Below are 24,381 nucleotides of genomic sequence, written 5' to 3' on the forward strand. Positions count from 1 at the left end.
TATGGTTAAAATTTGGGACGGCTTTATTCGCGGCTTCCATTGGTTACTCGTGGCCTGCTTTGCAGGCCTTTGGTACACAGGTGGTAAGCTTGAGCATATTGACGTGCATGAAATGCTTGGCATTTTTTTACTGGCTTTACTACTCACGCGAATTATCTGGGGGTTTGTAGGCAGTCATTCTGCGCGCTTTCGTCACTTTCTTGTAAGCCCTGCTGCAACCTTCAGGTACATGCGGGAACCAAGTAGCTTTCGCCAACATACCCATAACCCCATGGGCGCTTTGTCGGTGCTTATTATGCTCTTACTCTTGTTGATACAAGTGGTTACGGGCTTGTTTACCGACGACACTATATTTTACCGCGGTCCATTAGCCCACTTGGTTAGCTCAGATATGCGCTCCACCCTAACCAGCCTGCATCTGCTGAACTTTGAGTTTCTAAAAATCATTGTTGGCTTACACTTACTCGCCATTATTGCTTACCGCTTTTTCGGTCAACCCCTGACGAAAGCCATGGTGACGGGAATGAAACAAGCCGAGGAAAGTGAACAGCCGAAACTAGTGAATGGTGCTTGGGGTTATGTTTTGTTAGCCTTCATCTATGCTTTACTTACCTGGTGGTTAGGTTAACTATGACAAACATTCTTATAGCCGACGACGACTTTATTAGCTTAGAAGTGCTGAAAGCCATGCTCGCTCAGTATGCTGTGACGGTACACACGGCAGCTGACGGGCAAGCGGCTGTCGACACAGCTTTACAAGTCACTCCTGCGCTCATCATACTCGACTATGAAATGCCCAAGTTAACGGGTGCCGAAGCTTGCAAGCAGTTGCGGCAGCACGCTGTCTTCGCTGACACCCCCATTATTGCACTAACCGGGCACCAAAGCCCAACGGAGATAGAAGCATGCCGAGCCGCGGGTATGAACCACACGCTCCACAAACCCGTCTCGCCAGACGCACTGCAAGACCTATTTAGTACCTATCTTCCTGAGCTCCTATAAAACGACAAATTGCAGGCACAAAAAAACCCAGCCAAGGCTGGGTTTTTTATGTGGGGTCGATTAAGAGCCCAATTTCTCTTTAATACGTGCAGAACGACCGCTGCGCTCACGCAAGTAGTAAAGTGTCGCACGACGAACCGCACCACGACGCTTAACAGTAATACTGTCAACCATTGGGCTGTGCGTTTGGAACGTACGCTCAACACCTTCACCGCTCGAGATTTTACGAACAGTAAATGCGCTGTGTAAACCACGGTTACGCTTACGAATTACCACGCCTTCAAAGGCCTGAATACGTACACGCTCACCTTCTTTAACTTTAACATTAACGATAACGGTATCACCCGGGCCAAATGCTGGCACTTCGGTTTTCAACTGCTCGTCTTCGAGCTGCTGAAGAATAGACTTATTTACTTTAGCCATTGTATATCTCCTCCTAGAAATAACTGCACGTCATTCTTTGGTGTTAAGCAAAGCCTGCTGTTCGTCAGTCAGAGCTAGGTTATTAAGTAGATCGGGCCGCCGTTGCTGGGTTCGTTTCAGAGCCTGTTGCAACCGCCACCTGCGAATTTCTTCATGGTGCCCACTCAGTAACACTGCTGGCACCCGTTTACCATCGAGAACTTCAGGCCGAGTATAGTGTGGGCAATCAAGCAAACCCTCTGTAAAAGAGTCTTCTACAGCGGAGCGTGCATCCCCCAGCACACCTGGCACTTGTCTTGCTAACGTGTCGATCAGAACCATGGCCGGCAACTCGCCTCCGGAAAGGACAAAATCACCTATGGACCATTCTTCGTCAATATCTGCCTCGATAACACGCTCGTCAATTCCTTCATATCGCCCTGCTACCAGAACAAATGAAGTGGTTTGACTCAGCTCATCAACCCCTTGATAGTCTAACTTGCGACCTTGCGGCGACAAGTAAATAACCTTGGGAGTTGAACCGCTTTCTGCTGCCACCGCTTGTTTAGCATCTGCAATTGCAGCTCGCAAAGGAGCCACCATCATCAACATGCCAGGACCACCGCCATAGGGGCGATCATCCACAGTGCGGTGCTTGTCTTCCGTATAGTCACGTGGGTTCCACGTGCTCACAGAAAGCAAGCCAGCTTCAACGGCGCGACGTGTTACACCTGACTCTGTAATTGCCTTCAGCATTTCAGGAAACAGGGTAACGACACCTACAGTTAAACGGTCAGCCATTAGAAGTCAGCTGGCCAGTCAACCGTTACGGTCCCAGACGCCTTATTCACTTCAATCACATACTGCGACTGAATAAAAGGTATCAAACGTTCACGTTTGCCGAACGCGTCATTGCTGTTCGCCTTCACAACCATTACGTCGTTGGCAGGCGTGGACAGCATATGGTCTACCGTGCCCATGTCATACCCTTGGGTATTCATCACACGTAGCCCTTCGAGATCACGTAAGTAAAACTCGTTCTCTTCCAGTTCAGGCAATGCACTTGCCTGAACCGCAATATCCATGCCCGTATATAGCGCAGCTACATCACGGTCATCAACATTGGCTAACTTTGCTACCAAGCCTTTATTATGCCAGCGCCATTGGCTGACTTCGGCTTGTTGCCAATTACCATCCCGGCCAATAAACCAGGGTGCGTAATCAAAAATACCCGACAACTCATCAGTGAACGCGTTGACCCGGAGCCAGCCTTTAATACCGTATACGGCACCTAGGTTCCCTAACACCACAAGATCATCGGTCGTTACTGCTGTAGTAGTCATGACAATACTCGTCTTAGGCAGCAGCAGTTTGTTGTGCTTCTTGAACTAACTTAGCGACACGCTCAGAAAGCTGTGCGCCTGTTCCAAGCCAATGCTCGATACGCTCAAGATCAATGCGTAATACTTCTTCCTGGCCACGAGCCAGTGGGTTAAAAAAGCCGACTTTTTCAATGAAACGACCGTTACGAGCGTTTCTGCTGTCGGCAACAACCACCTGGTAGAATGGACGCTTTTTTGCGCCACCCCGTTGTAATCGAATGGTTACCATTACCGTCCTCAATATAATCAATAAAACAAAGTTAAAGTTAAGCTTCCTACCCACATTCTTGGAACAAGAGCAGGAAGCCGCGTAAGTTTACGGATCTCACAGAAAATTGCAAGGTTTAACGCCGTAATTATCTGCCGCCTGGGAACATACCTGGCGGCATTTTACCGCCCATTTGGCGCAGCATCTTCGCCATGCCGCCCCCTTTCATCTTCTTCATCATTTTTTGCATTTGGGTGAATTGCTTCAACAGGCGGTTCACATCTTGCACTTGCACACCCGACCCCGCTGCAATTCGACGCTTACGAGAACCTTTAATAACGTCTGGGAATTCTCGCTCTTGCGGCGTCATAGAATTAATTATAGCTTCCATTCGCACGGTTAGCTTGTCATCCATTTGCCCTTGAAGCTGACCCGCCATTTTTCCCATGCCCGGCATTTTGTTCATTAAGCCCATCATGCCGCCCATATTGCGCATTTGCTCAAGCTGGTCCCGGAAGTCTTCCAAGCTAAACTTCCCGCTTTTCATTACTTTCTTGGCCATTTTCTCGGCTTTAGTTCGGTCGACCTTTTGCTCTACTTCTTCAATTAAAGAAAGCACATCGCCCATACCAAGAATACGCCCAGCTATTCTATCTGGGTGGAATGGCTCTAAGGCGTCGTTTTTCTCGCCAACACCTAAAAACTTAATAGGCTTACCGGTAATATGACGAATCGATAAAGCCGCACCACCGCGGGCATCACCGTCAACCTTGGTCAAAATCACCCCGGTTAAGGGCAAGGCTTCATTAAAGGCTTTTGCTGTATTGGCCGCGTCCTGACCTGTCATGGCGTCGACCACAAACAAGGTTTCAATGGGGTTTATTGCCCCGTGCAGGCGCTTTATTTCTGCCATCATGGCTTCATCTATGGCCAAACGACCCGCCGTATCCACCAGCACTACATCCATAAACTGCTTGCGGGCATGGTCTATTGCTGCTTGAGCAATATCAACAGGGTCTTGGTCCGCCGTAGACGGGAAAAACGCCACATCGACTTCTTCGGCTAAACGTTCTAGCTGTGCAATGGCCGCTGGGCGATACACGTCAGCACTCACCACCAGCACTTTTTTCTTCTGCTTTTCTTTTAAGTGGCGTGCTAACTTGCCCACACTGGTGGTTTTACCCGCACCTTGCAGACCCGCCATAAGCATAACAGCAGGAGGTTGTGTGGCTAAGTCAAGGCCCACATTCGCCTCACCCATAGCCATTTCAAGCTCAGTGCGAACTATTTTTACAAACACCTGCCCTGGGTTGAGGTTTTTATTTACTTCCACCCCTAAAGCACGCTCTTTTACCTTCCCAATGAAGTCTTTAATCACAGGCAGCGCGACATCTGCCTCTAATAGAGCCATGCGCACTTCACGCAGGGTGTCTTTAATATTGTCTTCGGTCAAACGACCGCGACCACTAATATTTCGCAAGCTTTGCGAAAGGCGATCGCTTAAATTCTCAAACATAACGTATTCCTGTTTGTACAGTTTGCGCTATTATACGGAAAGCAGTTGGGTTTGGCGATTGAAGTCCGTATACTAACCTAAGTTGCAAGACGAATCATTTACAACGATAAGAGACCCAAAAATAATGCTGATACAGTTACTTACATTGCTCTGTATCCTTCTTTATGGAGCTGGTATTTTCTTTCTAAACCGCCGCCTTCATGCTCCATCGGTATACACTCGACGTATTCTTATCTCTAACATTGGGGCAGTTGTCGTGCATACAACACTGCTCACAGCGCTACTTGCCGAGCGTGGCCTCAATCATTTAAGTTTTCTCATTGTCCTCAGCATTATCGCATTATTATTAGGAATTTTCTCCGTCAGTCGGGGTCGCCAACTCGCAAGCCTTATGTTACGCCCTGCTATTTTTGGTTTTGCCATTGTCAGTATTCTCTTGCTCATGCTGATACCCGAGCGAAGTCACATGCAGTACGCCATGAGCATTGGCCTGACGGTGCATATTATACTTTCCTTACTGGCATTTAGTTTACTTGTACTGGCCTCCCTTTATGCAGGCCAAGTGCTATTTTTAAATAAAGTGCTAAAAGAACGCTCCGCTCGCGCTCTCGACGCGCATTTACCGCCGCTGCTGGCCGTAGAGCAATACTTTTTCCGCTTATTAACCGCAGGCACCTTGGTGCTTACCTGTGCTATTGTTGCGGGCGTATTATTCGTCGACGGCCTATTTGCAGCCACCCAGTTACATAAAACCATTCTGTCCTTTGTCGCCTGGCTCTGCTTTGGTGGCATTGTTATAGCCCACTACGTTCGAGGCCTACGGGGCAAACCTATCATTCTACTCACACTGACCGCTTCGTCACTACTCACATTGGCTTACTTTGGTAGCCGCTTTGTTCGCGATATTCTTTTATCTTGACATCTCGTCCTCTGCCCATACATTAGTAGTCGTCACCCAAAAACAGGAATAACAATTGGACCAACTATCTTTAAGCACACTGTTTATTATTTTAGGTGTGTTGCTGTTAATATCCGCCTTTTTCTCTGGCTCTGAAACAGGCATGATGTCGGTGAACCGCTACAAGCTTCGTCACTTAAGCCAAAGTGGTGACAAAGCAGCGCGGCGTGTCAACTTCTTACTCGAACGACCCGACCGTCTTATTGGCCTAATCCTCATTGGCAACAACTTGGTTAACATTGCCGCTTCCGCCGTGGCTACCGTTATTGGCATGCGCTTGTACGGCGACTACGGTATTTTACTGGCCACAATTGGACTGACCCTTGCAGTACTCATTTTTTCCGAAGTGACACCGAAAACCATTGCCGCTTTGCAGCCCGAAAAAGTTGCTTTTCCAAGCTCCTTTGTACTTAAGCCTATGCTGCGTATACTGTACCCACTTGTGGCTGCCGTTAACTTCATTACCAATAATTTCCTTCGACTGCTCGGCTTCGACCCGAAGAATGCAGGCAAAGACACGTTAAGCGCAGAGGAATTACGCAGCGTGGTGCACGACGCAGGAGCCATGATCCCTTCTCGTCACCAAGACATGCTACTCAGTATTCTCGATTTAGAAAAAGTCACCGTGGACGACATCATGATTCCTCGGCATGAAATTAATGCCATTGATATCAATGCGGACTGGAGTCAAATTAGCCGCCAGCTCATGAACATGCAAAGTACCCTGGTTCTTCTATATCGCGGTGAAATTGACGACGCCATTGGTTTCTTACATGCCCGCGACATGCTACAAGTCGTGACCCGTAATCAAGACGAAGCGGACAAGCCCTCACTGGTGCGTGCTGTTCGTGAAATTTACTATATTCCAGAAGGTACACCCCTGAGTGTTCAGCTCATCAAGTTCCAACAGAACAAAGAGCGTATTGGCCTAGTGGTAGACGAATACGGTGATATTCAGGGTCTCGTAACCCTTGAAGATATTCTTGAAGAAATTGTGGGAGACTTCACCACCACCATGACAGGGCAAGCCGTCGAGACAATAGCGAAAGAAGACGACGGCAGTGTCGTCATTGAAGGGACTATTAACCTGCGCGAGTTGAATAAAGAACTCAAGCGAAATTTCCCTACGGACGGCCCCAAAACCTTAAATGGCCTGTTGACAGAGCTACTAGGGGATATTCCTGACAACCCCATGTGCTTGGTTATCGACGACAACCGAGTTGAAATTATTGAAGCGTCCAACAGTGTCATCAAGTCCGTTCGCTTACTGCCTAAGCGTAAGCGAACGAAACGTAAGTCGCAGGACTAGCCAAACAATAAGCGGCGCAGCCAGCCTCGGTTCAATTGTTTCTCACACGACCGCAACTGCTGCGCATATTGGTTTGAACGTGCGTCTACTCGTCGCGACACCTGCACCAACCATTGCTTTTGTAAATAAGTACGGCGTTTATAGCCGCCCCACCCCTCGTGGTAATTTAAGTATTGGCCGTAAGCATCCCACTTCGACACACCATTAATACTATGTGACTTGGTAATAAACCACCCCATAAAGTCAATGGCATCATCGAAGTTGTCACGGCGTGCTCGGCGCTGTCCTGTTTCTCGAATATAGTCATCCCAGGTCATGGTTTTCGCTTGTGCGTAGCCATAAGCGTCACTCACACGCCCCCAAGGAATAAAGCCAAGTAGGTACTTACGAGGTGGCTGCGCACGCGCTTGAAATGAGCTTTCTTGATACATCATCGACATAGGGACATGAATAGGCACACCCCATTTGTCGTTCATTTTCTTAGCTCCTTTCCACCAGTCGCGACGCTCTTCAAATATATTACAAATATTGGAAGGGTCGCTCGGTGGCGGCGTCGTACAACCAGAAATAAAAGCTGTAGAAACAACAACTAATGCAATTGCTGCAGTTTTTTTATACATTGTTGGAACTTTTCCTAATAGCAGCACTCTTACTTAATGAATGGTGTATATGTAGGCACCATCATCCCCTGGATTAATAAGCTTCATTTTAACGCCCCTCTGGGGCGTTTTTTTTGTGCTGAGCCTGAGCAAAGTACTCTGCTAGAAAGTCACCGAAACTACCTGTAGTAGCAGCTTCCATATGGGCTTTACTGGCCAAAGACTCCTGGGTCCATTGAGCAAACTGCTCTGCTGAATAGAACTCAAGCTCTGAATTCATTAATTCGGTACGATACTGCCGAGCTAGTTGCATACCCGGAGACACACCTTCCGCTTGCGCTTTGCGGTGCATAGCCACCACCTGACCAGACAAAGTCTGTTCAGGGTCAGAAATGGCAGGGCGCCACACATTCAGGCTCTGCTGGTAGAGGGCTTCAGGCTCATTTTCATCCAGTACCACCGCTATGTCTTCTAGCTCTGCGAAAAGATCCGTCAAACGTTCTTCCACGCTCGCTATGCCACACGCATCTGTCAGGAGTAGGCCTGGCTTACGCCCCTGAGCTACCACTTCATCCACGAGTCGCTCTGTGTCCACTTGCTCTTCAAAACTCAAAGGCTCACTATGCGTGAATAAACAATACAAAAGGAACAGGTCTATAAAACGCATTTGGTGCTCATCAATCCCCACATTACTAAAGGGGTTCACATCCAAAACACGCACTTCAATATACTCAATACCACCACGCTCCAAGGCTTGCGCCGGCGTTTCACCATTTTGTGGTATCTGCTTGGGTCGAATTGGCGAGTAGAACTCGTTTTCTATTTGCAAAATATTCGGGCTTAACTGCTTCCACTCATCCCCTTCGAGCACGCCAATGGCTTGAAAACGCTCAGACGGTGTAAATACCGCGCGTCGCAGTGCATCCACATACTCTTCGAGTAGGTTATAAGTAATTGGAAGCCTTGCCTGTTCTGGGTTGGTATAACCTAAGTCACTCATTCGCAGCGAGGTTGCATACGGAAAGCCTGCTAGGCCCCCGCCCATGTCTTCCAACCCAATGTCCACGGTCGTATGACGAGTGAAGGACTTGCACAAGACGGGTGAAGCACCAAACATATAAGGCAATACCCAAGCAAGGCGTTTGAAGTTACGAATAAGCCCTAAGTAACGATTCGAGCGAAACTCTATACTATCGCGGTCACCGTCTTCTTCAGCCAATGCGTGCCATAAGCTATCGGAAATTGAAAAGTTATAATGCACCCCAGCAATGGTTTGCATCATGGCCCCATACCGATAGGTCAGCCCTTGGCGGTACACCCGCTTCATGGTGCCCGCGTGAGAGTCACCGTATTGGGCTATGCGAATATCGCTAAGATCATTCACATAACACGGCATGCTCATAGGCCATAAGTGCTCATCGCCAATGGCATGGTAAGTATACCTATGTAGGTCGCGTAGCTGCGCCATGGTGTCTTGCACGGAGCGTGACACAGGGGTTATAAACTCTAATAAGGCTTCTGCATAGTCGGTTGTAATTGCAGGGTGTGTCAGGGTGGCCCCTAAGCTTTCCTCTGGGTGCATGGTCACAGCCAAGCGCCCTTCTGGAGTGATGCGTAACGACTCGCGCTCGATACCGCGCTGAATACCCTTCATTCCTAAGCGTATGTTTTTATTCTCAAGCAACGCGTCTAAGGCAAGACCATTATGTAACTGCATAGTATCTCGGCTTTTCTCTGATATGATATTGGCTAGTTTGCCATAAATGGCAATAAAAAACAGTTTAAGGAGTGCCCGTGGCACAAAGTTCGCGATCAAAAGTATTACTACAGTTTCAACGAAGTTATTGGTTTATCAACGCGCTCGGTCTCTTGGCGCTATTTTTTCTGCCGAGCACCTTCATTTTTCCGTTATTGACACTACTTTTAGGGTGCGCTTGCGTGCATGGCTGGTTTACCTGGCAAGGGCGCAAACAAAGCGAAACTCACACGGCAACGGCTTCCCCCGTATTCTTTGCCCCCAGTAGCACCCAGCTTCTTCAGCAAGTACTGAACGACTTGCCGAATCGCGTATATTGGCGCGACAAAAACATGCAGTTTTTAGGCGGCAACCAAGCTTTTTTAAATGACTTTGGCTTTGAAAGTCCAGAAGATATTATTGGCAAGCGCATAGTTGACCTACCCATTTTAGAAAAAAACATCGACCTCTTCGCCCGCGACCAAGAAAAGCTCAGTCGGCGAAGCCATGACGCCTACCAAGAAGCCTCCGTGCAAATGCATAATGCCGCTAACGAATTACGTTGGGTTGAGCACTCTTCTGTTCCTCTCTACGACGAGTTAGGCGAGGTTATCGGTGTGCTGGGCAGTTACTACGACATATCTGACATTAAAGCCGCCACAGAACAAATGGCCCGAGCCAAAGAGGCCGCAGAGCAAGCACAGTACGAGGCAGAACAAGCCAACCAGTCCAAAAGTGACTTCTTGGCCAATATGAGCCATGAAATTCGCACGCCTATTAATGCCATAGTCGGCATGGCCAACCTCACATTAAAAACCGAATTAGACGCCAAGCAAAAGCGCTACATTCGGGTCATCAATAGCTCTTCGAAAGCCTTACTTGGGGTCATTAACGACATTCTCGACTTTTCAAAAATTGAAGCCAATAAGCTCACCATCGAGCGTATTCCTTTTGATTTAGACGAAGTGCTGGCCACCATAGCCGATATGTTTGCCTACAAGGCCTACGACAAAGACTTAGAATTTATTATTAATTTACCAGCCAATATTCCCACCCTACTCATTGGCGACCCGATGCGCTTAAGTCAGGTGCTTATTAACCTGGTGAGTAATGCCGTGAAATTTACCGACGAAGGCGAAATTAATATTACCTGCACCTTGCTGGAGCAAACGGACGATACTATTTTCTTCCGTATATCAGTGACCGACACGGGTATTGGCATGAGCGAAGAGCAGCGAGCCAATCTATTCCAAGCCTTCACTCAAGCAGACTCCTCCACCACCCGTAAGTTTGGCGGCACCGGGCTGGGCCTTGCTATTTCACGTCGCCTCATTCACTTAATGCAGGGTGACATGGGCATGACCAGCTCCCTGGGGCAAGGCTCTACCTTTTATATTGAAATCGCTTTACCGGTCCAAAAAGAACAAGACATCTCGCACCAACAGTTGCTGCTCAAAGAACTTGAAGGTACACGTATTCTTGCAGTCGACGACAACCTGAGCACCCGGGAAATGCTGTATGAAATGCTGCGTTCATACGGCATTAATGCCAAAGTCAGCCGAAGTGGCGAACAAGCACTGGAGTATTTGCAAGAGGCCGTGGCCGAAGGCGAGCCGTTTCAAGTGGTCATTGTGGACTGGCGCTTACCTGGCATGGACGGCTTAAGCCTAGTCGAGCGTGTGCAACGAGAATTTGCAGAAGACCTGCGCCCAGCCATGATCCTTGCCACGGGTTACTATGCGGAAGAGCTTGCCGAAAAAGCCAAGCAAGTGGGTGCCCACGACTTTATAACCAAGCCCTATACCACCAGCACCTTGGCCCGTGTTATTTCTTCAGCTGTGTTCCAGACCCGTCAAGACAGCCAAGAAAAGTCCGACGAACATAGCTCGCAGGTTCAGCAAAGCTTACGCAATGCGCCTGTCCTTGTTGTAGAAGACAATGAAATTAACCAACATGTGGCCCGAGAAATTTTAGAAAGCCACAAGTTTAGTGTAGACGTAGCCGAGCATGGTGAAGAAGCCGTGCGCATGGTACAAGAAAAAGCCTACGCCATTGTGTTAATGGACATTCAAATGCCTGTGATGGACGGCTACAAAGCCGCTGAAACCATGCGTCAGCAATTTAGTTATCAGCAGCTACCCATTATCGCCATGACGGCAAACGCCATGAGCGGTGACAAAGAACGCTCCCTCGCCTCGGGCATGCAGGGGCACATTCCTAAGCCAATCGACGAAACCTTGTTGCTGTCGCAAATCAATAAATGGGCGGTTCCTGGCCCTTATAAGGCCAAGCCTCAACCCGTGCCCGTCGCCACAGAAAAGCCTGAAAGTAGCCGCCGTTACCCACAAATTAAAGGCGTCGATTTCGACGGCGCCTTGGCTCGCCTAAACCACAATACAGACCTGTATATTCGCTTGGTTGGGCAGTTGGTAGAACAATACCGAGAAAGTGCCATGACAGTGTCCGACTTTATTGCCAAAGGGAAATTCGAAGAAGCGAAACGCTACTTCCACACCCTAAAAGGCGCTTCGGCCAACTTAGGCTTAACCAATTTACAAGAAAAGGCCAACGTGCTGGAGCAAGCCGTGATCAACGGTGACATGGGCACAGTGGCAGACCAAATATTAAACTTAAAAAAATTACTCGATGTGGCCGAGCAAGCCAGCCAAGACTTAGAGCTGCTAAGCAAGGCCACCGACCCGGAGGAGCCCGCATAATATGATACGCATGCTATTTTTAATTCCACTGCTGCTGTGCTTGATTTGGATTTTTTACCTGCAAAGCCGAGGCTATAGCTTACGCCAAGGCAAGCAAGGTTTTGTTTATATTTTAATTTTTAGCAGTGTGATAGCCGCTTTTTACTCGCTGATGTGGTGGCTCACTAATTTGTAGCGAGCCACAGCAATACTTAACCCACCAACGCCAGGAGCACCCCGGCGGCAACCGCCGAGCCTAACACCCCCGCCACATTTGGCCCCATAGCATGCATCAGCAGAAAATTGTGGGGGTCTGCCCGTAAGCCTTCTTTATTCACGACACGCGCAGCCATAGGCACCGCCGATACACCCGCAGCACCTATCAATGGGTTTATGGCGGTGCGCCCAAGCTTATTCATCAACTTCGCCATCAGCACGCCAGCAGCCGTGCCAATCACAAAAGCCACCGCGCCTAATACCAAAATCCCCAAGGTTTGCACCGTTAAAAATTGACCCGCTGACAGCTGTGCCCCGACTGACAAACCAAGAAAAATAGTCACTATATTAATCAGCGCATTTTGCGCAGTGTTATTTAAGCGCTCAACCACGCCCGACTCACGCATTAGGTTGCCAAAGCAAAACATGCCAATCAGAGGGGCCGCAGTTGGCAATAGCAAGGCTGTGAGCAACACCACCATCAAGGGAAACAAAATACGAGCTCGCTTTGACACCGGCTTTAATTCCACCATGCGTATTTCGCGCTCTTTCTTGGTGGTCAACAAGCGCATGACAGGCGGCTGTATAATCGGCACTAAGGCCATATAAGAATACGCCGCCACGGCAATAGCTCCCAATAGCTCCGGGGCTATTTGCGAGGACAAATAAATGGCCGTGGGGCCGTCGGCCCCCCCAATAATTGCGATGGCAGCGGCTTGTTGCAGGCTAAACTCCAACCCTGGCACCCAGTTCAACGCAATCGCACCAAGCAAGGTTGCAAAAATACCAAATTGGGCCGCAGCCCCTAGCAGCAACACGCGCGGATTACTTAGCAAAGCCCCAAAATCTGTTAACGCCCCGACACCTAAGAAAATAAGCAACGGAAACACCCCTGTACTCACGCCCGCTTGGTACAGGTAGTACAGCAGGCCCCCAGGCTCGCTTAAGCCCGCCAAAGGAATGTTGGTTAACACAGCGCCAAATCCAATAGGTAGCAAAAGCAACGGCTCAAATTGATAGCGAATAGCTAAAAAAATCAGCAATAAGCCAACGCCTATCATCAGCAACATGCCCAAGCTTAGCGCCTGAAAACCCGTGGTGTTCCATAGGGTAACAACAATATCCATATTACTGCCCCGTCAGCTGCAAGAGCGTTTGTCCGGTATGAACACTCGCCCCTTCTGCCACTTCAATCGAAGCAACCACACCGTCATATTCACTGCGAATTTCCGTCTCCATTTTCATGGCTTCTAAAATAATCACCACATCGCCGGCGGCCACCGTGTCGCCTGGCTTTACTTTGACTTGCCAAATATTACCCGACAAAGGCGAAACAACTTCATGGTCTACGTGGCCTGCCGCACTCGCTTGTACCGTCGGCTCCGCGCTTTGGCTTGGTTTCGCTTCCCTCGTCGCCACCGACGTAATACTACCTGCAGGGCCTACTTCCACTTCAAATAGCTGGCCATTTAGGGCCACATCGTAGCGCTCTACAGGGCCAGTGTCGGCGGCTGCTTGAGCTGGTTTTACCGCAGCGCTTGGGGCTGGCTCAAACGCCTCCGGGTTATTCCTATTCTGCAAGAATTTCAAACCTACTTGAGGAAATAAAGCATAGGTCAATACATCGTCTGCAGGCTCTTCCGCTAAGCGAAAGCCCTCTTGGTCTGCTCGCTTATGCAATTCCGCTGAGAGCTTCTCAAATTCGTTATCTAATCGATCAGCGGGACGACAGGTTAAGGGCTTTGCGCCTGCTAAAACCTGCTCTTGTAACTCTTTATGCACGGGTGCTGCCGTGGCACCATACTCCCCTTTCAGTACTCCCGCAGTTTCCTTACTAATAGACGCATAACGTTTACCACTTAGCACGTTGAGTACCGCCTGGGTGCCAACAATTTGAGAGGTAGGCGTCACCAGTGGAATAAAGCCAAGATCTTCCCGAACGCGTGGAATCTCATCGAGCACTTGCTCAAACTTGTCTAAAGCACCTTGTTCACGCAACTGGTTTTCCATATTGGTCAACATGCCCCCCGGTACCTGCGCCAATAAAATACGCGCATCCACCCCCTTCAACGAGCCTTCAAAGGCCGCATATTTATCTCGCACACCACGGAAGTAGCTTGCCACACCTGCCAATGCATCCAAAGACAAGCCTGTATCGCGTTCTGTGCCTTCAACCATGGCCACTAGGGTCTCTGTAGCAGAATGCCCATACGTCATGCTCATGGGCGATATGGCTGTGTCTAGCATATCAATGCCTGCGTCGATGGCTTTCATATAAGTCGCATTGCTGAGACCTGTGGTGGCATGACAATGCAACGCAAGCGGAATGGATGTTTTCGCTTTAATAGCTTTAATCAAGGCTTCTGCTTCATAGGGCCGTAATAGCCCTGCCATATCTTTAATACAGAGGGAGTGGCAGCCCATACCTTCTAATTCCACCGCCATGTTGACCCAGGTGTCTAGGGTGTGCACAGGGCTGACCGTATACGACAAGGTGCCTTGCGCATGTCCCCCATTGGCAATGGCTGCTTCAATGGCTGTTTGCAGGTTGCGCACATCATTCATGGCATCAAAAATACGAAACACCTCAATGCCGGTCTCGCGAGCACGCTCCACAAAACGTTTCACCACATCATCTGCATAGTGGCGGTAGCCCAGCAAGTTTTGCCCCCGCAGCAACATTTGTTGCGGCGTATTCGGCATCGCTTGTTTTAATATCCTTAAACGCTCCCAAGGGTCTTCACCTAAGTAACGTATACAGGCATCGAAGGTGGCCCCACCCCAGGTTTCAAGCGACCAGTACCCCATAGCATCGAGTTGCTCAGCCATAGGCAACATATCGTCTATACGCATGCGCGTGGCAAGTAAAGACTGATGGGCATCACGTAAAACAAGTTCCGTTAGTTTTAAGGGGTTGCTCATAGGGGCGCTCCTAGGGTTTATGTTGACCACGATACCGATGCACAGCAGCTGCAATTGCTGCCTGTTGCGTGGCGTCTAAAGAGGGTGTTTTATTAGACACTGAAGCTGGCGTGGTCTGTGTATTCGCAGCCGGCGAAGAAGAATTTGAACGATCAGGAAACAGAAAAACTAACCCGTAGGTTAGTACTGTCAAAAGAATTAAAAAGAGGAATACTACGAGAAGTCCTGCAACAAGAATATCAAAGGCATTGATAAGCAGGTTTTGTATCATGCAGTCACCACAGTATCTATTAAATGTGAAATTATAGTGTACTGCAGTTATTTAATTTTGCGAGCCTTACCTGAGTTTTCCAGCAGCTCGTATACAAGTTTAATTAAATGGCGCGCTCGGGAGGATTCGAACCTCCGACCGCCTGGTTCGTAGCCAGGTACTCTATCCAGCTGAGCTACGAGCGCATCACTTAATTACATTTGTTAAACTGGCGCGCTCGGGAGGATTCGAACCTCCGACCGCCTGGTTCGTAGCCAGGTACTCTATCCAGCTGAGCTACGAGCGCATTCAGTTTAACTGGCGGTGAGGGAGGGATTCGAACCCTCGATAGAGCTATAAACTCTATACTCCCTTAGCAGGGGAGCGCCTTCAGCCTCTCGGCCACCTCACCGCGAACTTGTGGACGTGAATTCTAGAGACTTCCTAAGATATGTCAACGCCTTTTCTTCGATTTTTTTTCAACTGCGTCATAATTAATCACTTCGTTGAAAAATCATGCTAAAAATAAACTTTCTTTCACTTAAAATAGAAGAAAGCCGAACCAGGTCGGCTTGCTTTGTTGGAACACAACAGAAGAAAAGAGTGAATTATTCTTCTGTTTTGTCCTCTTTTTCATTTTCTTGCTGAATACGCATGTAGATTTCTTCCCTATGAACAGAGACATCTTTAGGTGCGTTTACGCCAATGCGTACTTGATTCCCTTTCACACCTAAAACGGTCACGGTTACATCGTCACCTATCATGAGTGTTTCGCCAACCCGTCGGGTTAATATTAACATTAGAAAGCTCCTTCAATACCGAGTTTAAAGGGAAGCCACCTAGCTTCCCTGGTGTTGCTGTTCTTCCTGAGCAACGCTTTTACAGATGCACTTCATCCTGAACACACCTGCAATAGCTATGCGGCACAATGCCGATAACAAATAGCATAGCATAATGCCGGCTCTCTTAAATATCGTTTTTTACTGCAGAGCATTCTCTAGCCAAGCGGCAGCTTTCGCTAAGGCTTGCTCTAACTTCTCCGGCTCGCTACCGCCAGCTTGCGCCATATCTGGGCGGCCACCTCCTTTGCCCCCCACTTCAGCCGCAGCCTGATTTACAAGATCACCTGCTTTTACTAAATTTGTCAATGACTTAGTTACACCGGCAATTAAATTAACCTTACTTTCACTGCGTACTGCAAGCAGAACAACCCCATCGCCTAGACGCGTTTTCAAGTCATCAAGCATGTCACGTAAGGCTTTCGGCTCGCCCCCGGGTATTTCCGCAACAACCACTTTAGTACCATGCACTAATGTCGGGTTGGCAGCTAACTCAGCCACCATATTTCCTGCAACTTTACGCTGCAATTCGCTGTTCTGTCGCTCTAACTGCTTTTGTTTGTCTAATACTTGTTCAATACGCTCTGCAAGCCCAGAAACGTCGCTTTTCACTTTGTGCGCTAAGGCCTTTAGTTGTGCGTCTTGGTCTTGGGTGTAAGCCAAGGCCACGGCTCCTGTAACCGCCTCTATGCGCCGAACACCGGAAGCGATACCCGACTCACTGATAATACGGAATAAACCAATGTCACCGGTTTGCGCCACGTGTGTCCCACCGCAGAGCTCAATGGAGTAGCCTCCCATACGCACCACGCGCACTTGGTCGTCATACTTTTCGCCAAACAAGGCAACCGCACCAGCGGCTTTCGCTTCATCTATTGCCATCACTTCTGTGGCTAAGCGGGTATTTGCTAGTACCTGCATATTGACTTCTTTTTCAATACGGGCCAATTCAGCAGGTGTTACAGCCTGCCCGTGGGAGAAGTCAAAACGTAAGCGCTCTTCGTTTACCAATGAGCCTTTCTGTTGAACATGCTCGCCCAATACCTGCCGCAATGCAGCATGAATGAGGTGTGTCGCAGAGTGATTCCGACGAATGGCCGCACGGCGTTCATCATCAATCTGGGCAACCAAACTTTGGCCAACTGATAATTCGGCTTGTGCCACCCCTAGGTGGCCAATGCCCTTACCTAAGTAACGCGTGTCAGTCACGGTAAACATCACAGTGGCGCTTTCGTCATTTGCAGTCAGGACACCTGTATCTCCAACTTGTCCACCGCTTTCAGCGTAAAAAGGTGTTTCTTCCAGCACCACAGTTGCTTCGGTGCCCGCTGCAACGTGCTGCACAGGCTCGCCCGCCACAAACAGCTCCACAATTTTCGAGCTCGCCTGTACCTCTTGGTAGCCTAAAAATGTGGTTTCTGTGGTTGCAGTCACTTGAGCGTTGTAGTCCACTCCGAATTGAGAGGCTTGCTGTGCTCGCTTTCGCTGCTCGGCCATGGCCGCATCAAAGCCGGCCTGGTCCACCTTCACTCCACGCTCGCGGGTAATGTCTGCGGTTAAGTCCAGTGGGAAGCCATAGGTGTCATACAGTTTAAATGCCACATCACCGGGCAAGGTATCGCCCTCCCCTAAGCCTTGCATAGCTTCTTCTAACAAGCTTAAGCCACGCTGCACGGTACGGGCAAACTGTTCTTCTTCTTGCAGCAAGGCTTTCACAATCTGTGTTTCTGCTTTTGCCAACTCTGGGAAGGCTTCACCCATTAAGCGCACTAATTCAGGCACTAACTTATGGAAGAAGGGTTCACTCACACCTAGTTTATGTCCATGGCGCACTGCTCGGCGAATAATACGACGTAAAACATAGCCACGACCTTCGTTCGAAGGCATCACACCGTCGGTGATCAAAAAGGCACAGCTGCGTATATGGTCGGCAATAACTCGCAACGACTGCTGACTTAAGTCTTCACAGCCAGTTAGCTCTGCTACTTTGCCAATGAGCTGAACAAAGGTGTCTGTTTCGTAGTTGGAATGCACGTCTTGCATCACTGCGGCAATTCGCTCTAAGCCCATACCTGTGTCCACAGAAGGCTTAGGTAGCGGATTTAAGGTGCCGTCGCTGTCCCGGTTGTATTGCATAAAAACCAGGTTCCATATTTCAATGTAGCGGTCGCCGTCTTCTTCTGGGGTTCCCGGTGGACCACCCCATACACTTTCACCATGGTCGTAGAATATTTCCGAACAGGGTCCACAAGGGCCCGTGTCGCCCATTTGCCAAAAGTTGTCTTTTGCTCCAATACGGCTAATGCGGTCTTCCGGCACCTGCATTTCTTTTGCCCAAATGTCGTAGGCTTCATCGTCTTCTTCAAACACAGTCACCCAAAGCTTTTCTTTTGGAATTTTGAGCTCGTCCGTTAAAAACTGCCAAGCATACTGAATCGCTTCACGTTTGAAGTAGTCGCCAAAGCTAAAGTTGCCCAGCATTTCGAAAAAGGTGTGGTGACGTGCGGTATACCCCACGTTTTCTAAGTCGTTGTGCTTACCCCCTGCGCGCACACAACGCTGTGAGCTTGTTGCGCGTGTGTAGGGCCGCTTCTCTGTGCCAAGAAATACATCTTTAAACGGCACCATGCCCGCATTGGTAAAAAGCAATGTGGCGTCATTCCCTGGAATTAATGAGCTGCTCGGCACTATTTCATGCCCGCGTTCCGCGAAAAAGTTTAAAAATAAGGAGCGAATGTCTGCGCTGGTCATACTCATGAAGTGCGTTCCTGCTTGATTATTCAGTGGTGTCGGAAATCCGTAAAATAGGTCAAAGATTATCACGAAAGTAGATTAGAATATAGCGCTCTGCCATTCCATATCGTCGCTTTCTGTGGCTGCCATAGCTGCACGAATATGTTCCATGGAAAAGCCTCGTGAAGCGAGAAAGCGTTGGCGTCGTGCGTATTCTTTGCGGCAGCTGCCGGCACTCTGGTTAAACTTCCGCGCCAAAGCCTCCGTTGCTATCGCCACCCAGTCCAGGGCCTGTTCAGCGAACGCCGCTTGCATCAGCTCGTCTCGAATACCTCGCTTGGACAGCTCCGCCCGAATTTTCATCGGCCCTTGGCGCTGCATACTGCGATGGCGAATAAAGCTTTCGGTAAAGCGTTCGTCTGACTGCAAACCACGTTCAGCTAAGCGTGCTATCACTTGCTCTACTAACGCCGCGTCATACCCCCGCTGCTGCAACTTTGTTTGCAACTCTGCTTGGCTATGCTCACGGCGACTTAGTAAATTCATGGCGCGACGTTCAATGTCGCCTTTATCGGTTGGATCTGCTGGCAGCCGTCTAGTCACCTTGCGCCTCTAACTCTGGCTCAACCCAACTGGCACAATGCCATCCTCCACCCCCTACCAGAAGGCCTCGGGTTGGGGTCCGAATAATGCGACAGGACGGCAATGCTGCTGACAATACTTGGAAGGCTTGGTCGTCTTCTGGCACATGAAATTCTGGCATAATGACCAAGTCGCCCGCCCGAATAAAGTTCAAGTAACTGGCCATCAACGGCATGCCGGCTATACGCCTGCGAATACCCGGTCGGGCTTCAATACTGTCTGCTTCTTGGGCTGTTAAACGGGGCATTTTCGGCAAAGGCATACGGACTATTTCTAAACGACGTCCTTGGGCGTCTTTTGCCCGTTCGAGAAAATTCAAAACCCGCCGACAGGTAGCGTAGTCAGGGTGGGTGGGGCTCGCTGGCATATTCAACGCCACCAGACCTGGCCCAAGAAAGCACGCCATGTTGTCCACATGACCACCGGTTTCATCGGCGCTAAGCTTGCCCGGCAACCAAAGAACCTTCTCAATACCTAATGACTCTTTTAACGAGGCTGCAAATGCGGCCTGGCTCCACTGTTCATTGTTTCCACGAAAAATGGTGCTGCCCGTACAGGCCAACCCAGTACCTTCACCGTCCGTGTATATGGCACCGCCTTCTAGCACCACATCAAAACGTTTTGTTTTCGCTTGCAGGGTACGGCTTAACCAGTCGCGGGCCATAATATCTAAGGGCCATTGGTCATCAATGCCGCCCCAACTGTCAAAGGCAAAATGGCGGTGAACACCGTCGGCGCCTACAAAGGGCGCACAGTCCCGTAACCATACATCGCCATAGTCTACTTCGTGTAGGATCACTTCAGGCCCATCCAGTGAAGCTAAGGCCTGCTCTGCTTTAGCTCGCTCGGCCCCCGGAACCATTAAGTGAATGGCTAAGGTTTCATCTTTTAGGCGCGACAACAGCGCCAATAACTCGCTTTGTGCTTCAGCCCCGGCCGCCGCAAAAATATCGGCGCGGTAAGGCCAGCGCAACCATAAAGCGCGTGCAGGTGTCCATTCAGGTAGCCACTTGCCAGACGCGCTGGTTAACTCTTTACTCATGAACGACGACGTCCTCTATTTGCACGTCGCGCCCGTTTTAACTGACGCTCTTTATCTTCAGAGGTCAACACAGGCGCCGACTCTAACTTAGGCAGCTCTGCCAATGAACGTAAGTAGTTTACAGCGTTGAGGTCCAGGTCCATCCAGCCCCCTTGCACTAAACCTTTCGGCAGCAACTGTTCTCCCATACGAATACGAATTAATCGGTTCACCATCAGCCCCTGCGACTCCCACATACGGCGAACTTGGCGGTTACGACCTTCTGTTAAGCTGACATGGAACCAACGGTTCAGTCCTTCGCCTCCCTGTCGTTTCACTCGGGTAAACTTGGCCATACCGTCGTCGAGCATCACCCCTTGACGTAAACGCTGAACCATTGCGTCGTTTACTTCACCAAAGACCCGCACCGCATACTCGCGCTCTACTTCATATTTAGGGTGCATTAAACGGTTGGCAAGCTCACCGTCTGTGGTAAACAGCAACAGACCCGAGGTATTAATATCTAAGCGGCCTATCGCTATCCAGCGCGACGACTTCAAATAAGGCAAGCTTTCATAAACCGTAGGTCGTCCTTCAGGGTCTTTGCGCGTCACTAATTCCCCTTCCGGCTTGTGATACACAATCACACGACAAGGTACTTCTTCTTCGGTTTTAACTTCTACTTTATGGCCGTCAATCCGCACATCAGCACCCGGCCCAACTCGCTCCCCTAAGTGAGCGACTTTGCCATTCACCCGAATTCGCCCTGCGCTAATTTTAGCTTCTATTTCGCGGCGCGAACCGTGGCCTGAACGTGCCAGTACTTTCTGTAGCTTTTCCGTTTGTTCTGTTTTCACTGTGTTATACCTCGTTTGTGTCACGCTCCCGCGTGTCGGGTTCAGTCGGCTCTACTAATGCGGGAAGATCAGCCACCGACTGAAGAGAAAAATAGTCTAAAAATTCTTTGGTTGTAGCAAACAGCGCAGGTCGCCCAGGCACTTCTTTATGGCCGACCACCTTCACCCAGCCGCGCTCTTGTAAGGTGCGCATAATCTGCGTACTTACTGACACCCCACGTATGGCTTCAATTTCACCACGGGTGGTTGGTTGCTGCCAAGCAATCAAGGCCAAGGTTTCCAATAAAGCGGCTGAATATTTTGGGGTTCGCTCTGGCCACATATGTACCAAAGCCGGGCCCAAGTCGGCCCGGGTTTGAAAGCGAAAGCCCGACGCCACTTCCACTAGCTGCACGCCGCGTTCACGGTAGTCTTCTTGCAGTTGGTCAAGTACTTGCCGTACCCGTGGTTTATTCAGCGAAAACTGACTAAGAACGCCACCCAGCAGTTGGTCCAAGGTCACCGGCTCTTCTGCCGCAAAAATGGCCGCTTCCACCAGTTGTTTTAATTGGGTGTCTGAAATCATATTCCTTGCTCAACAGCCTCTGCTTGCCGTGATACATACAATACCGAATAGGCTTCGGCCTGCACAATACGTATTAGCCCTTCTTTGTTTAATTCTAATATGGCCAAAAAGCTGACAACCACTCCCGCTTTGCCTTCTGTCACATTAAATAGCTGCACAAAGTCAACCTGAGGTGCCTCACTTAACCGTTCGAGTATTTGACTCATACGCTCTCGGGTTGACAGGGCTTCACGCTTCACTTGGTGATGGCGCTGCGCTTTTACTAATTGCATCACGCGCGCCAGCGCTAAGCTTAACTCGGCCACACTCACTGGAGGTGGCTCTTGCACAGCCAACTCGTGTGCATTGGTATCGGCATGGGCGGGGAAAAAATCACGCTCTTGCTGTGGTTGTTGGTCCAGCTGGTGAGCCCCTTCACGCACCACTTCATAGGCTTGTAAGCGACGAATCAGCTCAGCCCGCGGGTCCGCCTCTTCTTCCTCTGCGCTGGGTGGTTTGGGCAGCAGTAGGCGGCTTTTAATTTCCGCCAACATCGCTGCCATGACCAAGTAGTCCGCAGCCAGCTCAAGCTTTAGCTCGCGCATCAGCTCCACATACTCCATGTATTGCTTGGTAATAGGCAGTATGGGTAAGTCTAAAATATCCATTTTTTGCCGCCGAATTAAATACAGCAGCAGGTCCATGGGACCGGAAAACGCTTCCAGCATCAGCTCCAAAGCTTCAGGTGGAATATATAAATCGTCAGGGCGCTCAAACACAGGCTCACCGCGCACAAAACCGAGCGGTAAGCTCTGCTGCTCTTGTTGTAAGGCGAAGTCGCTGCTCATTTAAAACTCAAAAGGACTCGGGTCACCTTGCCCAACCCGAATGAGGCTCACATCACCGTCTGCTAAGTCCACTACAGTGGTAGGCTGCTCGCCAATTCGGCCACCATCAATAATCACATCCACCTGGTTCTCTAGGGCATCGCGAATGGCTTCGGGGTCTGCCTCGGCAAATGTTTCTCCTGGCAAAATCAGTGTAGTGGACATTAAAGGCTCTCCCAGCTCTGTTAACAAAGCCTGCGCCACTACATGGTCGGGAACACGCAAACCAATAGTTTTTCGCTTCGGGTTTAATAGCCGGCGTGGTACTTCCTTCGTGCCTTTCAACACAAAGGTATAAGCCCCTGGCGTATTGTTTTTAATCAAGCGAAAGGCTTGGTTGTCTACCCGCGCATACTCGGACAGCTCGGACAAATCGCGGCACATCAAGGTGAAATTATGGTCTTTGCCAATGTCCCGAATACGGCAAATGCGCTCAAGGGCGTCTTTATTTTCCAATTGGCAGCCAATGGCGTAGCCTGAGTCTGTGGGGTACACCACAACAGCGCCCCGACGAATTAAATCGGCTGCTTGGGAAATGGTTCGACGGTGCGGATTCACCGGGTGCACCTCAAAATACTCTGCCATATGCCTCACTCCTTACGCTAAATTCCAACTCGCCCAAATGGGCCGGCACTCCGCCGGTAATGTTAGGTTTCGGCCTAGTTCGCGCCAGCGACCTGGGTAATGAAAGTCTGACCCAACAGAAGCGGCCAAGTCATAGTCTTGGGCTAATTGCGCCAATAACTGGCGCTGCTTCGGCTCTTGTTGGCCCGACGCCACTTCCATGGCTTCGCCTCCAGCTTCTTTGAAGGCCACAATTAAGCGCTTCAGCCATTTGCTGCTCAATTGGTATGCCAATGGGTGGGCTAAGCCCGTAAAGCCACCGGCTGCTTGAATAGCTGCAATTGCTTCGTCAATACTGCACCAGGGCGTAGGGACATACGCACACTGCCCTTTGCCTAAATAACGTCGAAAGGCGTCTTGCACACTGCTCACATAACCGTGAGATTGCAGCGCAGCGGCAAAATGGGCACGGGTTAAAACCTGGCCCTCAACGGGCGGTGGTAAATGCTCAGCTGCAACGCCTTGTTTCACCAGTTTGGCGCCAATGGCTGCCGCTCGATCGCGCCGTGTTTGTTGCTGCTGCGTTACTAAACGGGTCATGGCTGGGTGCTGTACATCAAAATGCCAGCCTAAAATATGAATTTCAAACCCTTGCCATTGGCAGCTAAACTCCACGCCAGAAATAATGTCCGGCGCCCCTTTTCCATAAGCCTGTGCGGCGCTACGCGCCCTTTCCACACCTGCCACTGCGTCATGGTCAGTCAGCGCCAAATAATCAAGCTGCATTTGCGCGGCACGCATCACCAGCTGCTCTGGCGTTAACTGCCCGTCCGACAGGTTCGAATGGCAATGTAAATCAATACGTATGGGGGCTTTCTGCTCTGTTATTGTCATAGGCCTATAATACGTGCTTTAAGGGTGAAAAAATACACATAAAAAAGAAATCTTGTTTTCTTATTGACAACTACAGCAATGCACGTTAGTTTTTAAATACGTTTATATTTTAGGTAATTGAATCATGGCTCACACAGCTATTTCTTTCAGTCAACATACTACTTGGTGGTGGCACTTGCATCTTGCGGGTGTTGCTATGCTGTGG

The 24,381-nt window shown here is 49.6% G+C and carries 25 protein-coding genes and 3 tRNA genes; 6 read left to right on the forward strand and 22 right to left on the reverse strand.

Annotated features, from left to right (window positions below; genetic code table 11):
* Position 1: 1 nt before the first annotated feature.
* Together CWE15_RS07070 and CWE15_RS07075 are read left to right on the forward strand one after the other, a co-directional pair.
* Positions 2-628, forward strand: coding sequence for a cytochrome b/b6 domain-containing protein (locus CWE15_RS07070; RefSeq protein ID WP_126757391.1), 627 nt, complete (start codon positions 2-4; stop codon positions 626-628).
* Between the two features lie 2 nt (positions 629-630).
* Positions 631-1,002: a response regulator gene (locus CWE15_RS07075; RefSeq protein ID WP_126757392.1), complete on the forward strand. Its 372-nt coding sequence runs from the start codon at positions 631-633 to the stop codon at positions 1,000-1,002.
* A 60-nt stretch (positions 1,003-1,062) separates the two neighbouring features.
* On the opposite strand, the gene rplS is transcribed toward CWE15_RS07075, so the two are convergent.
* The 5 genes from rplS to ffh form a co-directional block, all read right to left on the reverse strand.
* The gene (gene rplS, locus CWE15_RS07080) at positions 1,063-1,425 is read right to left on the reverse strand and encodes a 50S ribosomal protein L19 (RefSeq protein WP_126757393.1); all 363 of its coding nucleotides are present in this window, start codon (positions 1,423-1,425) and stop codon (positions 1,063-1,065) included.
* A gap of 30 nt (positions 1,426-1,455) precedes the next feature.
* Entirely contained in the window at positions 1,456-2,205 is a 750-nt protein-coding gene (gene trmD, locus CWE15_RS07085) for a tRNA (guanosine(37)-N1)-methyltransferase TrmD (RefSeq protein WP_126757394.1), read from the reverse strand.
* Positions 2,205-2,747 (reverse strand): ribosome maturation factor RimM, encoded by a 543-nt coding sequence (gene rimM, locus CWE15_RS07090; RefSeq protein WP_126757395.1) that lies wholly within the window; start codon positions 2,745-2,747, stop codon positions 2,205-2,207. Before rimM ends, trmD begins: the two co-directional genes overlap by 1 nt.
* A gap of 13 nt (positions 2,748-2,760) precedes the next feature.
* Complete coding sequence (gene rpsP / locus CWE15_RS07095) at positions 2,761-3,015, reverse strand: 30S ribosomal protein S16 (protein ID WP_126757396.1); 255 nt, start codon at positions 3,013-3,015, stop codon at positions 2,761-2,763.
* Positions 3,016-3,142: 127 nt separating this feature from the next.
* Positions 3,143-4,510, reverse strand: a complete 1,368-nt coding sequence (gene ffh, locus CWE15_RS07100; RefSeq protein WP_126757397.1) for a signal recognition particle protein — start codon at positions 4,508-4,510, stop codon at positions 3,143-3,145.
* Positions 4,511-4,766: 256 nt separating this feature from the next.
* On the opposite strand from ffh, the gene CWE15_RS07105 reads away from it, so the two are divergent.
* Positions 4,767-5,429 (forward strand): cytochrome C assembly family protein, encoded by a 663-nt coding sequence (locus CWE15_RS07105; protein ID WP_157980730.1) that lies wholly within the window; start codon positions 4,767-4,769, stop codon positions 5,427-5,429.
* Between the two features lie 55 nt (positions 5,430-5,484).
* Entirely contained in the window at positions 5,485-6,777 is a 1,293-nt protein-coding gene (locus CWE15_RS07110; protein ID WP_126757399.1) for an HlyC/CorC family transporter, read from the forward strand.
* Here CWE15_RS07110 and CWE15_RS07115 read toward each other — a convergent pair.
* Both CWE15_RS07115 and gshA read right to left on the reverse strand, forming a co-directional pair.
* A complete protein-coding gene (locus CWE15_RS07115; RefSeq protein ID WP_126757400.1) occupies positions 6,774-7,397 on the reverse strand; it encodes a transglycosylase SLT domain-containing protein in 624 nt (207 codons plus the stop codon). The genes CWE15_RS07110 and CWE15_RS07115 overlap by 4 nt on opposite strands.
* An 88-nt stretch (positions 7,398-7,485) precedes the next feature.
* Positions 7,486-9,093 (reverse strand): glutamate--cysteine ligase, encoded by a 1,608-nt coding sequence (gene gshA / locus CWE15_RS07120; protein ID WP_126757401.1) that lies wholly within the window; start codon positions 9,091-9,093, stop codon positions 7,486-7,488.
* Positions 9,094-9,314: 221 nt separating this feature from the next.
* On the opposite strand from gshA, the gene CWE15_RS07125 reads away from it, so the two are divergent.
* Together CWE15_RS07125 and CWE15_RS11960 are read left to right on the forward strand one after the other, a co-directional pair.
* Positions 9,315-11,828 (forward strand): response regulator, encoded by a 2,514-nt coding sequence (locus tag CWE15_RS07125; protein ID WP_241971868.1) that lies wholly within the window; start codon positions 9,315-9,317, stop codon positions 11,826-11,828.
* Between the two features lies 1 nt (position 11,829).
* A complete protein-coding gene (locus tag CWE15_RS11960; protein ID WP_198674989.1) occupies positions 11,830-12,003 on the forward strand; it encodes a hypothetical protein in 174 nt (57 codons plus the stop codon).
* Between the two features lie 16 nt (positions 12,004-12,019).
* Here the strand turns inward: CWE15_RS11960 and CWE15_RS07130 are convergent, their stop codons facing one another.
* The 15 genes from CWE15_RS07130 to CWE15_RS07200 all read right to left on the reverse strand — a co-directional run bounded on the left by CWE15_RS07130 (position 12,020) and on the right by CWE15_RS07200 (position 24,176).
* The gene (locus tag CWE15_RS07130) at positions 12,020-13,150 is read right to left on the reverse strand and encodes a sodium ion-translocating decarboxylase subunit beta (protein ID WP_126757402.1); all 1,131 of its coding nucleotides are present in this window, start codon (positions 13,148-13,150) and stop codon (positions 12,020-12,022) included.
* Position 13,151: 1 nt separating this feature from the next.
* A complete protein-coding gene (gene oadA / locus CWE15_RS07135; protein WP_126757403.1) occupies positions 13,152-14,945 on the reverse strand; it encodes a sodium-extruding oxaloacetate decarboxylase subunit alpha in 1,794 nt (597 codons plus the stop codon).
* Between the two features lie 10 nt (positions 14,946-14,955).
* Complete coding sequence (locus tag CWE15_RS07140; protein ID WP_126757404.1) at positions 14,956-15,216, reverse strand: OadG family transporter subunit; 261 nt, start codon at positions 15,214-15,216, stop codon at positions 14,956-14,958.
* Between the two features lie 108 nt (positions 15,217-15,324).
* Positions 15,325-15,401 (reverse strand) — tRNA-Arg (locus tag CWE15_RS07145).
* 24 nt (positions 15,402-15,425) lie between these two features.
* Positions 15,426-15,502 (reverse strand) — tRNA-Arg (locus CWE15_RS07150).
* A 12-nt stretch (positions 15,503-15,514) separates the two neighbouring features.
* A tRNA-Ser gene (locus CWE15_RS07155) sits at positions 15,515-15,607 on the reverse strand.
* Between the two features lie 196 nt (positions 15,608-15,803).
* Positions 15,804-15,995 (reverse strand): carbon storage regulator CsrA, encoded by a 192-nt coding sequence (gene csrA, locus CWE15_RS07160; protein ID WP_126757405.1) that lies wholly within the window; start codon positions 15,993-15,995, stop codon positions 15,804-15,806.
* Between the two features lie 180 nt (positions 15,996-16,175).
* The gene (gene alaS / locus CWE15_RS07165) at positions 16,176-18,791 is read right to left on the reverse strand and encodes an alanine--tRNA ligase (protein ID WP_126757406.1); all 2,616 of its coding nucleotides are present in this window, start codon (positions 18,789-18,791) and stop codon (positions 16,176-16,178) included.
* 75 nt (positions 18,792-18,866) lie between these two features.
* Positions 18,867-19,370, reverse strand: coding sequence for a regulatory protein RecX (locus tag CWE15_RS07170; protein ID WP_198674990.1), 504 nt, complete (start codon positions 19,368-19,370; stop codon positions 18,867-18,869).
* Positions 19,363-20,451 carry an agmatine deiminase family protein gene (locus CWE15_RS07175; RefSeq protein ID WP_126757407.1) on the reverse strand — a complete coding sequence of 363 codons (1,089 nt, stop codon included), beginning with the start codon at positions 20,449-20,451 and terminating at the stop codon, positions 19,363-19,365. Before CWE15_RS07175 ends, CWE15_RS07170 begins: the two co-directional genes overlap by 8 nt.
* Positions 20,448-21,287, reverse strand: a complete 840-nt coding sequence (rluB, locus tag CWE15_RS07180) for a 23S rRNA pseudouridine(2605) synthase RluB (protein WP_126757408.1) — start codon at positions 21,285-21,287, stop codon at positions 20,448-20,450. Before rluB ends, CWE15_RS07175 begins: the two co-directional genes overlap by 4 nt.
* A 4-nt stretch (positions 21,288-21,291) precedes the next feature.
* Positions 21,292-21,852, reverse strand: coding sequence for an SMC-Scp complex subunit ScpB (gene scpB, locus CWE15_RS07185; protein WP_126757409.1), 561 nt, complete (start codon positions 21,850-21,852; stop codon positions 21,292-21,294).
* Positions 21,849-22,679, reverse strand: coding sequence for a segregation and condensation protein A (locus CWE15_RS07190; RefSeq protein ID WP_126757410.1), 831 nt, complete (start codon positions 22,677-22,679; stop codon positions 21,849-21,851). The genes scpB and CWE15_RS07190 overlap by 4 nt, the downstream gene beginning before the upstream one ends.
* Positions 22,680-23,303: an L-threonylcarbamoyladenylate synthase gene (locus tag CWE15_RS07195; RefSeq protein WP_126757411.1), complete on the reverse strand. Its 624-nt coding sequence runs from the start codon at positions 23,301-23,303 to the stop codon at positions 22,680-22,682.
* Between the two features lie 12 nt (positions 23,304-23,315).
* Positions 23,316-24,176: a PHP domain-containing protein gene (locus CWE15_RS07200; protein ID WP_241971869.1), complete on the reverse strand. Its 861-nt coding sequence runs from the start codon at positions 24,174-24,176 to the stop codon at positions 23,316-23,318.
* Positions 24,177-24,381: the final 205 nt, after the last annotated feature.

The sequence above is a fragment of the Aliidiomarina taiwanensis genome, from assembly GCF_003987015.1.
GTDB lineage: Bacteria > Pseudomonadota > Gammaproteobacteria > Enterobacterales > Alteromonadaceae > Aliidiomarina > Aliidiomarina taiwanensis.

Bases quoted from the DNA above. Each gene is read 5' to 3' on its own strand.
- CWE15_RS07175 (WP_126757407.1), bottom strand. From the start codon at position 20,451: ATGAGTAAAGAGTTAACCAGCGCGTCTGGCAAGTGGCTACCTGAATGG.
- ffh (WP_126757397.1), bottom strand. From the start codon at position 4,510: ATGTTTGAGAATTTAAGCGATCGCCTTTCGCAAAGCTTGCGAAATATT.
- CWE15_RS07140 (WP_126757404.1), bottom strand. From the start codon at position 15,216: ATGATACAAAACCTGCTTATCAATGCCTTTGATATTCTTGTTGCAGGA.
- CWE15_RS07200 (WP_241971869.1), bottom strand. From the start codon at position 24,176: ATGACAATAACAGAGCAGAAAGCCCCCATACGTATTGATTTACATTGC.
- gshA (WP_126757401.1), bottom strand. From the start codon at position 9,093: ATGCAGTTACATAATGGTCTTGCCTTAGACGCGTTGCTTGAGAATAAA.
- scpB (WP_126757409.1), bottom strand. From the start codon at position 21,852: ATGATTTCAGACACCCAATTAAAACAACTGGTGGAAGCGGCCATTTTT.
- rimM (WP_126757395.1), bottom strand. From the start codon at position 2,747: ATGACTACTACAGCAGTAACGACCGATGATCTTGTGGTGTTAGGGAAC.
- alaS (WP_126757406.1), bottom strand. From the start codon at position 18,791: ATGAGTATGACCAGCGCAGACATTCGCTCCTTATTTTTAAACTTTTTC.
- CWE15_RS07195 (WP_126757411.1), bottom strand. From the start codon at position 23,303: ATGGCAGAGTATTTTGAGGTGCACCCGGTGAATCCGCACCGTCGAACC.
- trmD (WP_126757394.1), bottom strand. From the start codon at position 2,205: ATGGCTGACCGTTTAACTGTAGGTGTCGTTACCCTGTTTCCTGAAATG.
- oadA (WP_126757403.1), bottom strand. From the start codon at position 14,945: ATGAGCAACCCCTTAAAACTAACGGAACTTGTTTTACGTGATGCCCAT.
- csrA (WP_126757405.1), bottom strand. From the start codon at position 15,995: ATGTTAATATTAACCCGACGGGTTGGCGAAACACTCATGATAGGTGAC.
- CWE15_RS07190 (WP_126757410.1), bottom strand. From the start codon at position 22,679: ATGAGCAGCGACTTCGCCTTACAACAAGAGCAGCAGAGCTTACCGCTC.
- CWE15_RS07070 (WP_126757391.1), top strand. From the start codon at position 2: ATGGTTAAAATTTGGGACGGCTTTATTCGCGGCTTCCATTGGTTACTC.
- rpsP (WP_126757396.1), bottom strand. From the start codon at position 3,015: ATGGTAACCATTCGATTACAACGGGGTGGCGCAAAAAAGCGTCCATTC.
- rplS (WP_126757393.1), bottom strand. From the start codon at position 1,425: ATGGCTAAAGTAAATAAGTCTATTCTTCAGCAGCTCGAAGACGAGCAG.
- CWE15_RS07115 (WP_126757400.1), bottom strand. From the start codon at position 7,397: ATGTATAAAAAAACTGCAGCAATTGCATTAGTTGTTGTTTCTACAGCT.
- CWE15_RS07130 (WP_126757402.1), bottom strand. From the start codon at position 13,150: ATGGATATTGTTGTTACCCTATGGAACACCACGGGTTTTCAGGCGCTA.
- CWE15_RS11960 (WP_198674989.1), top strand. From the start codon at position 11,830: ATGATACGCATGCTATTTTTAATTCCACTGCTGCTGTGCTTGATTTGG.
- CWE15_RS07075 (WP_126757392.1), top strand. From the start codon at position 631: ATGACAAACATTCTTATAGCCGACGACGACTTTATTAGCTTAGAAGTG.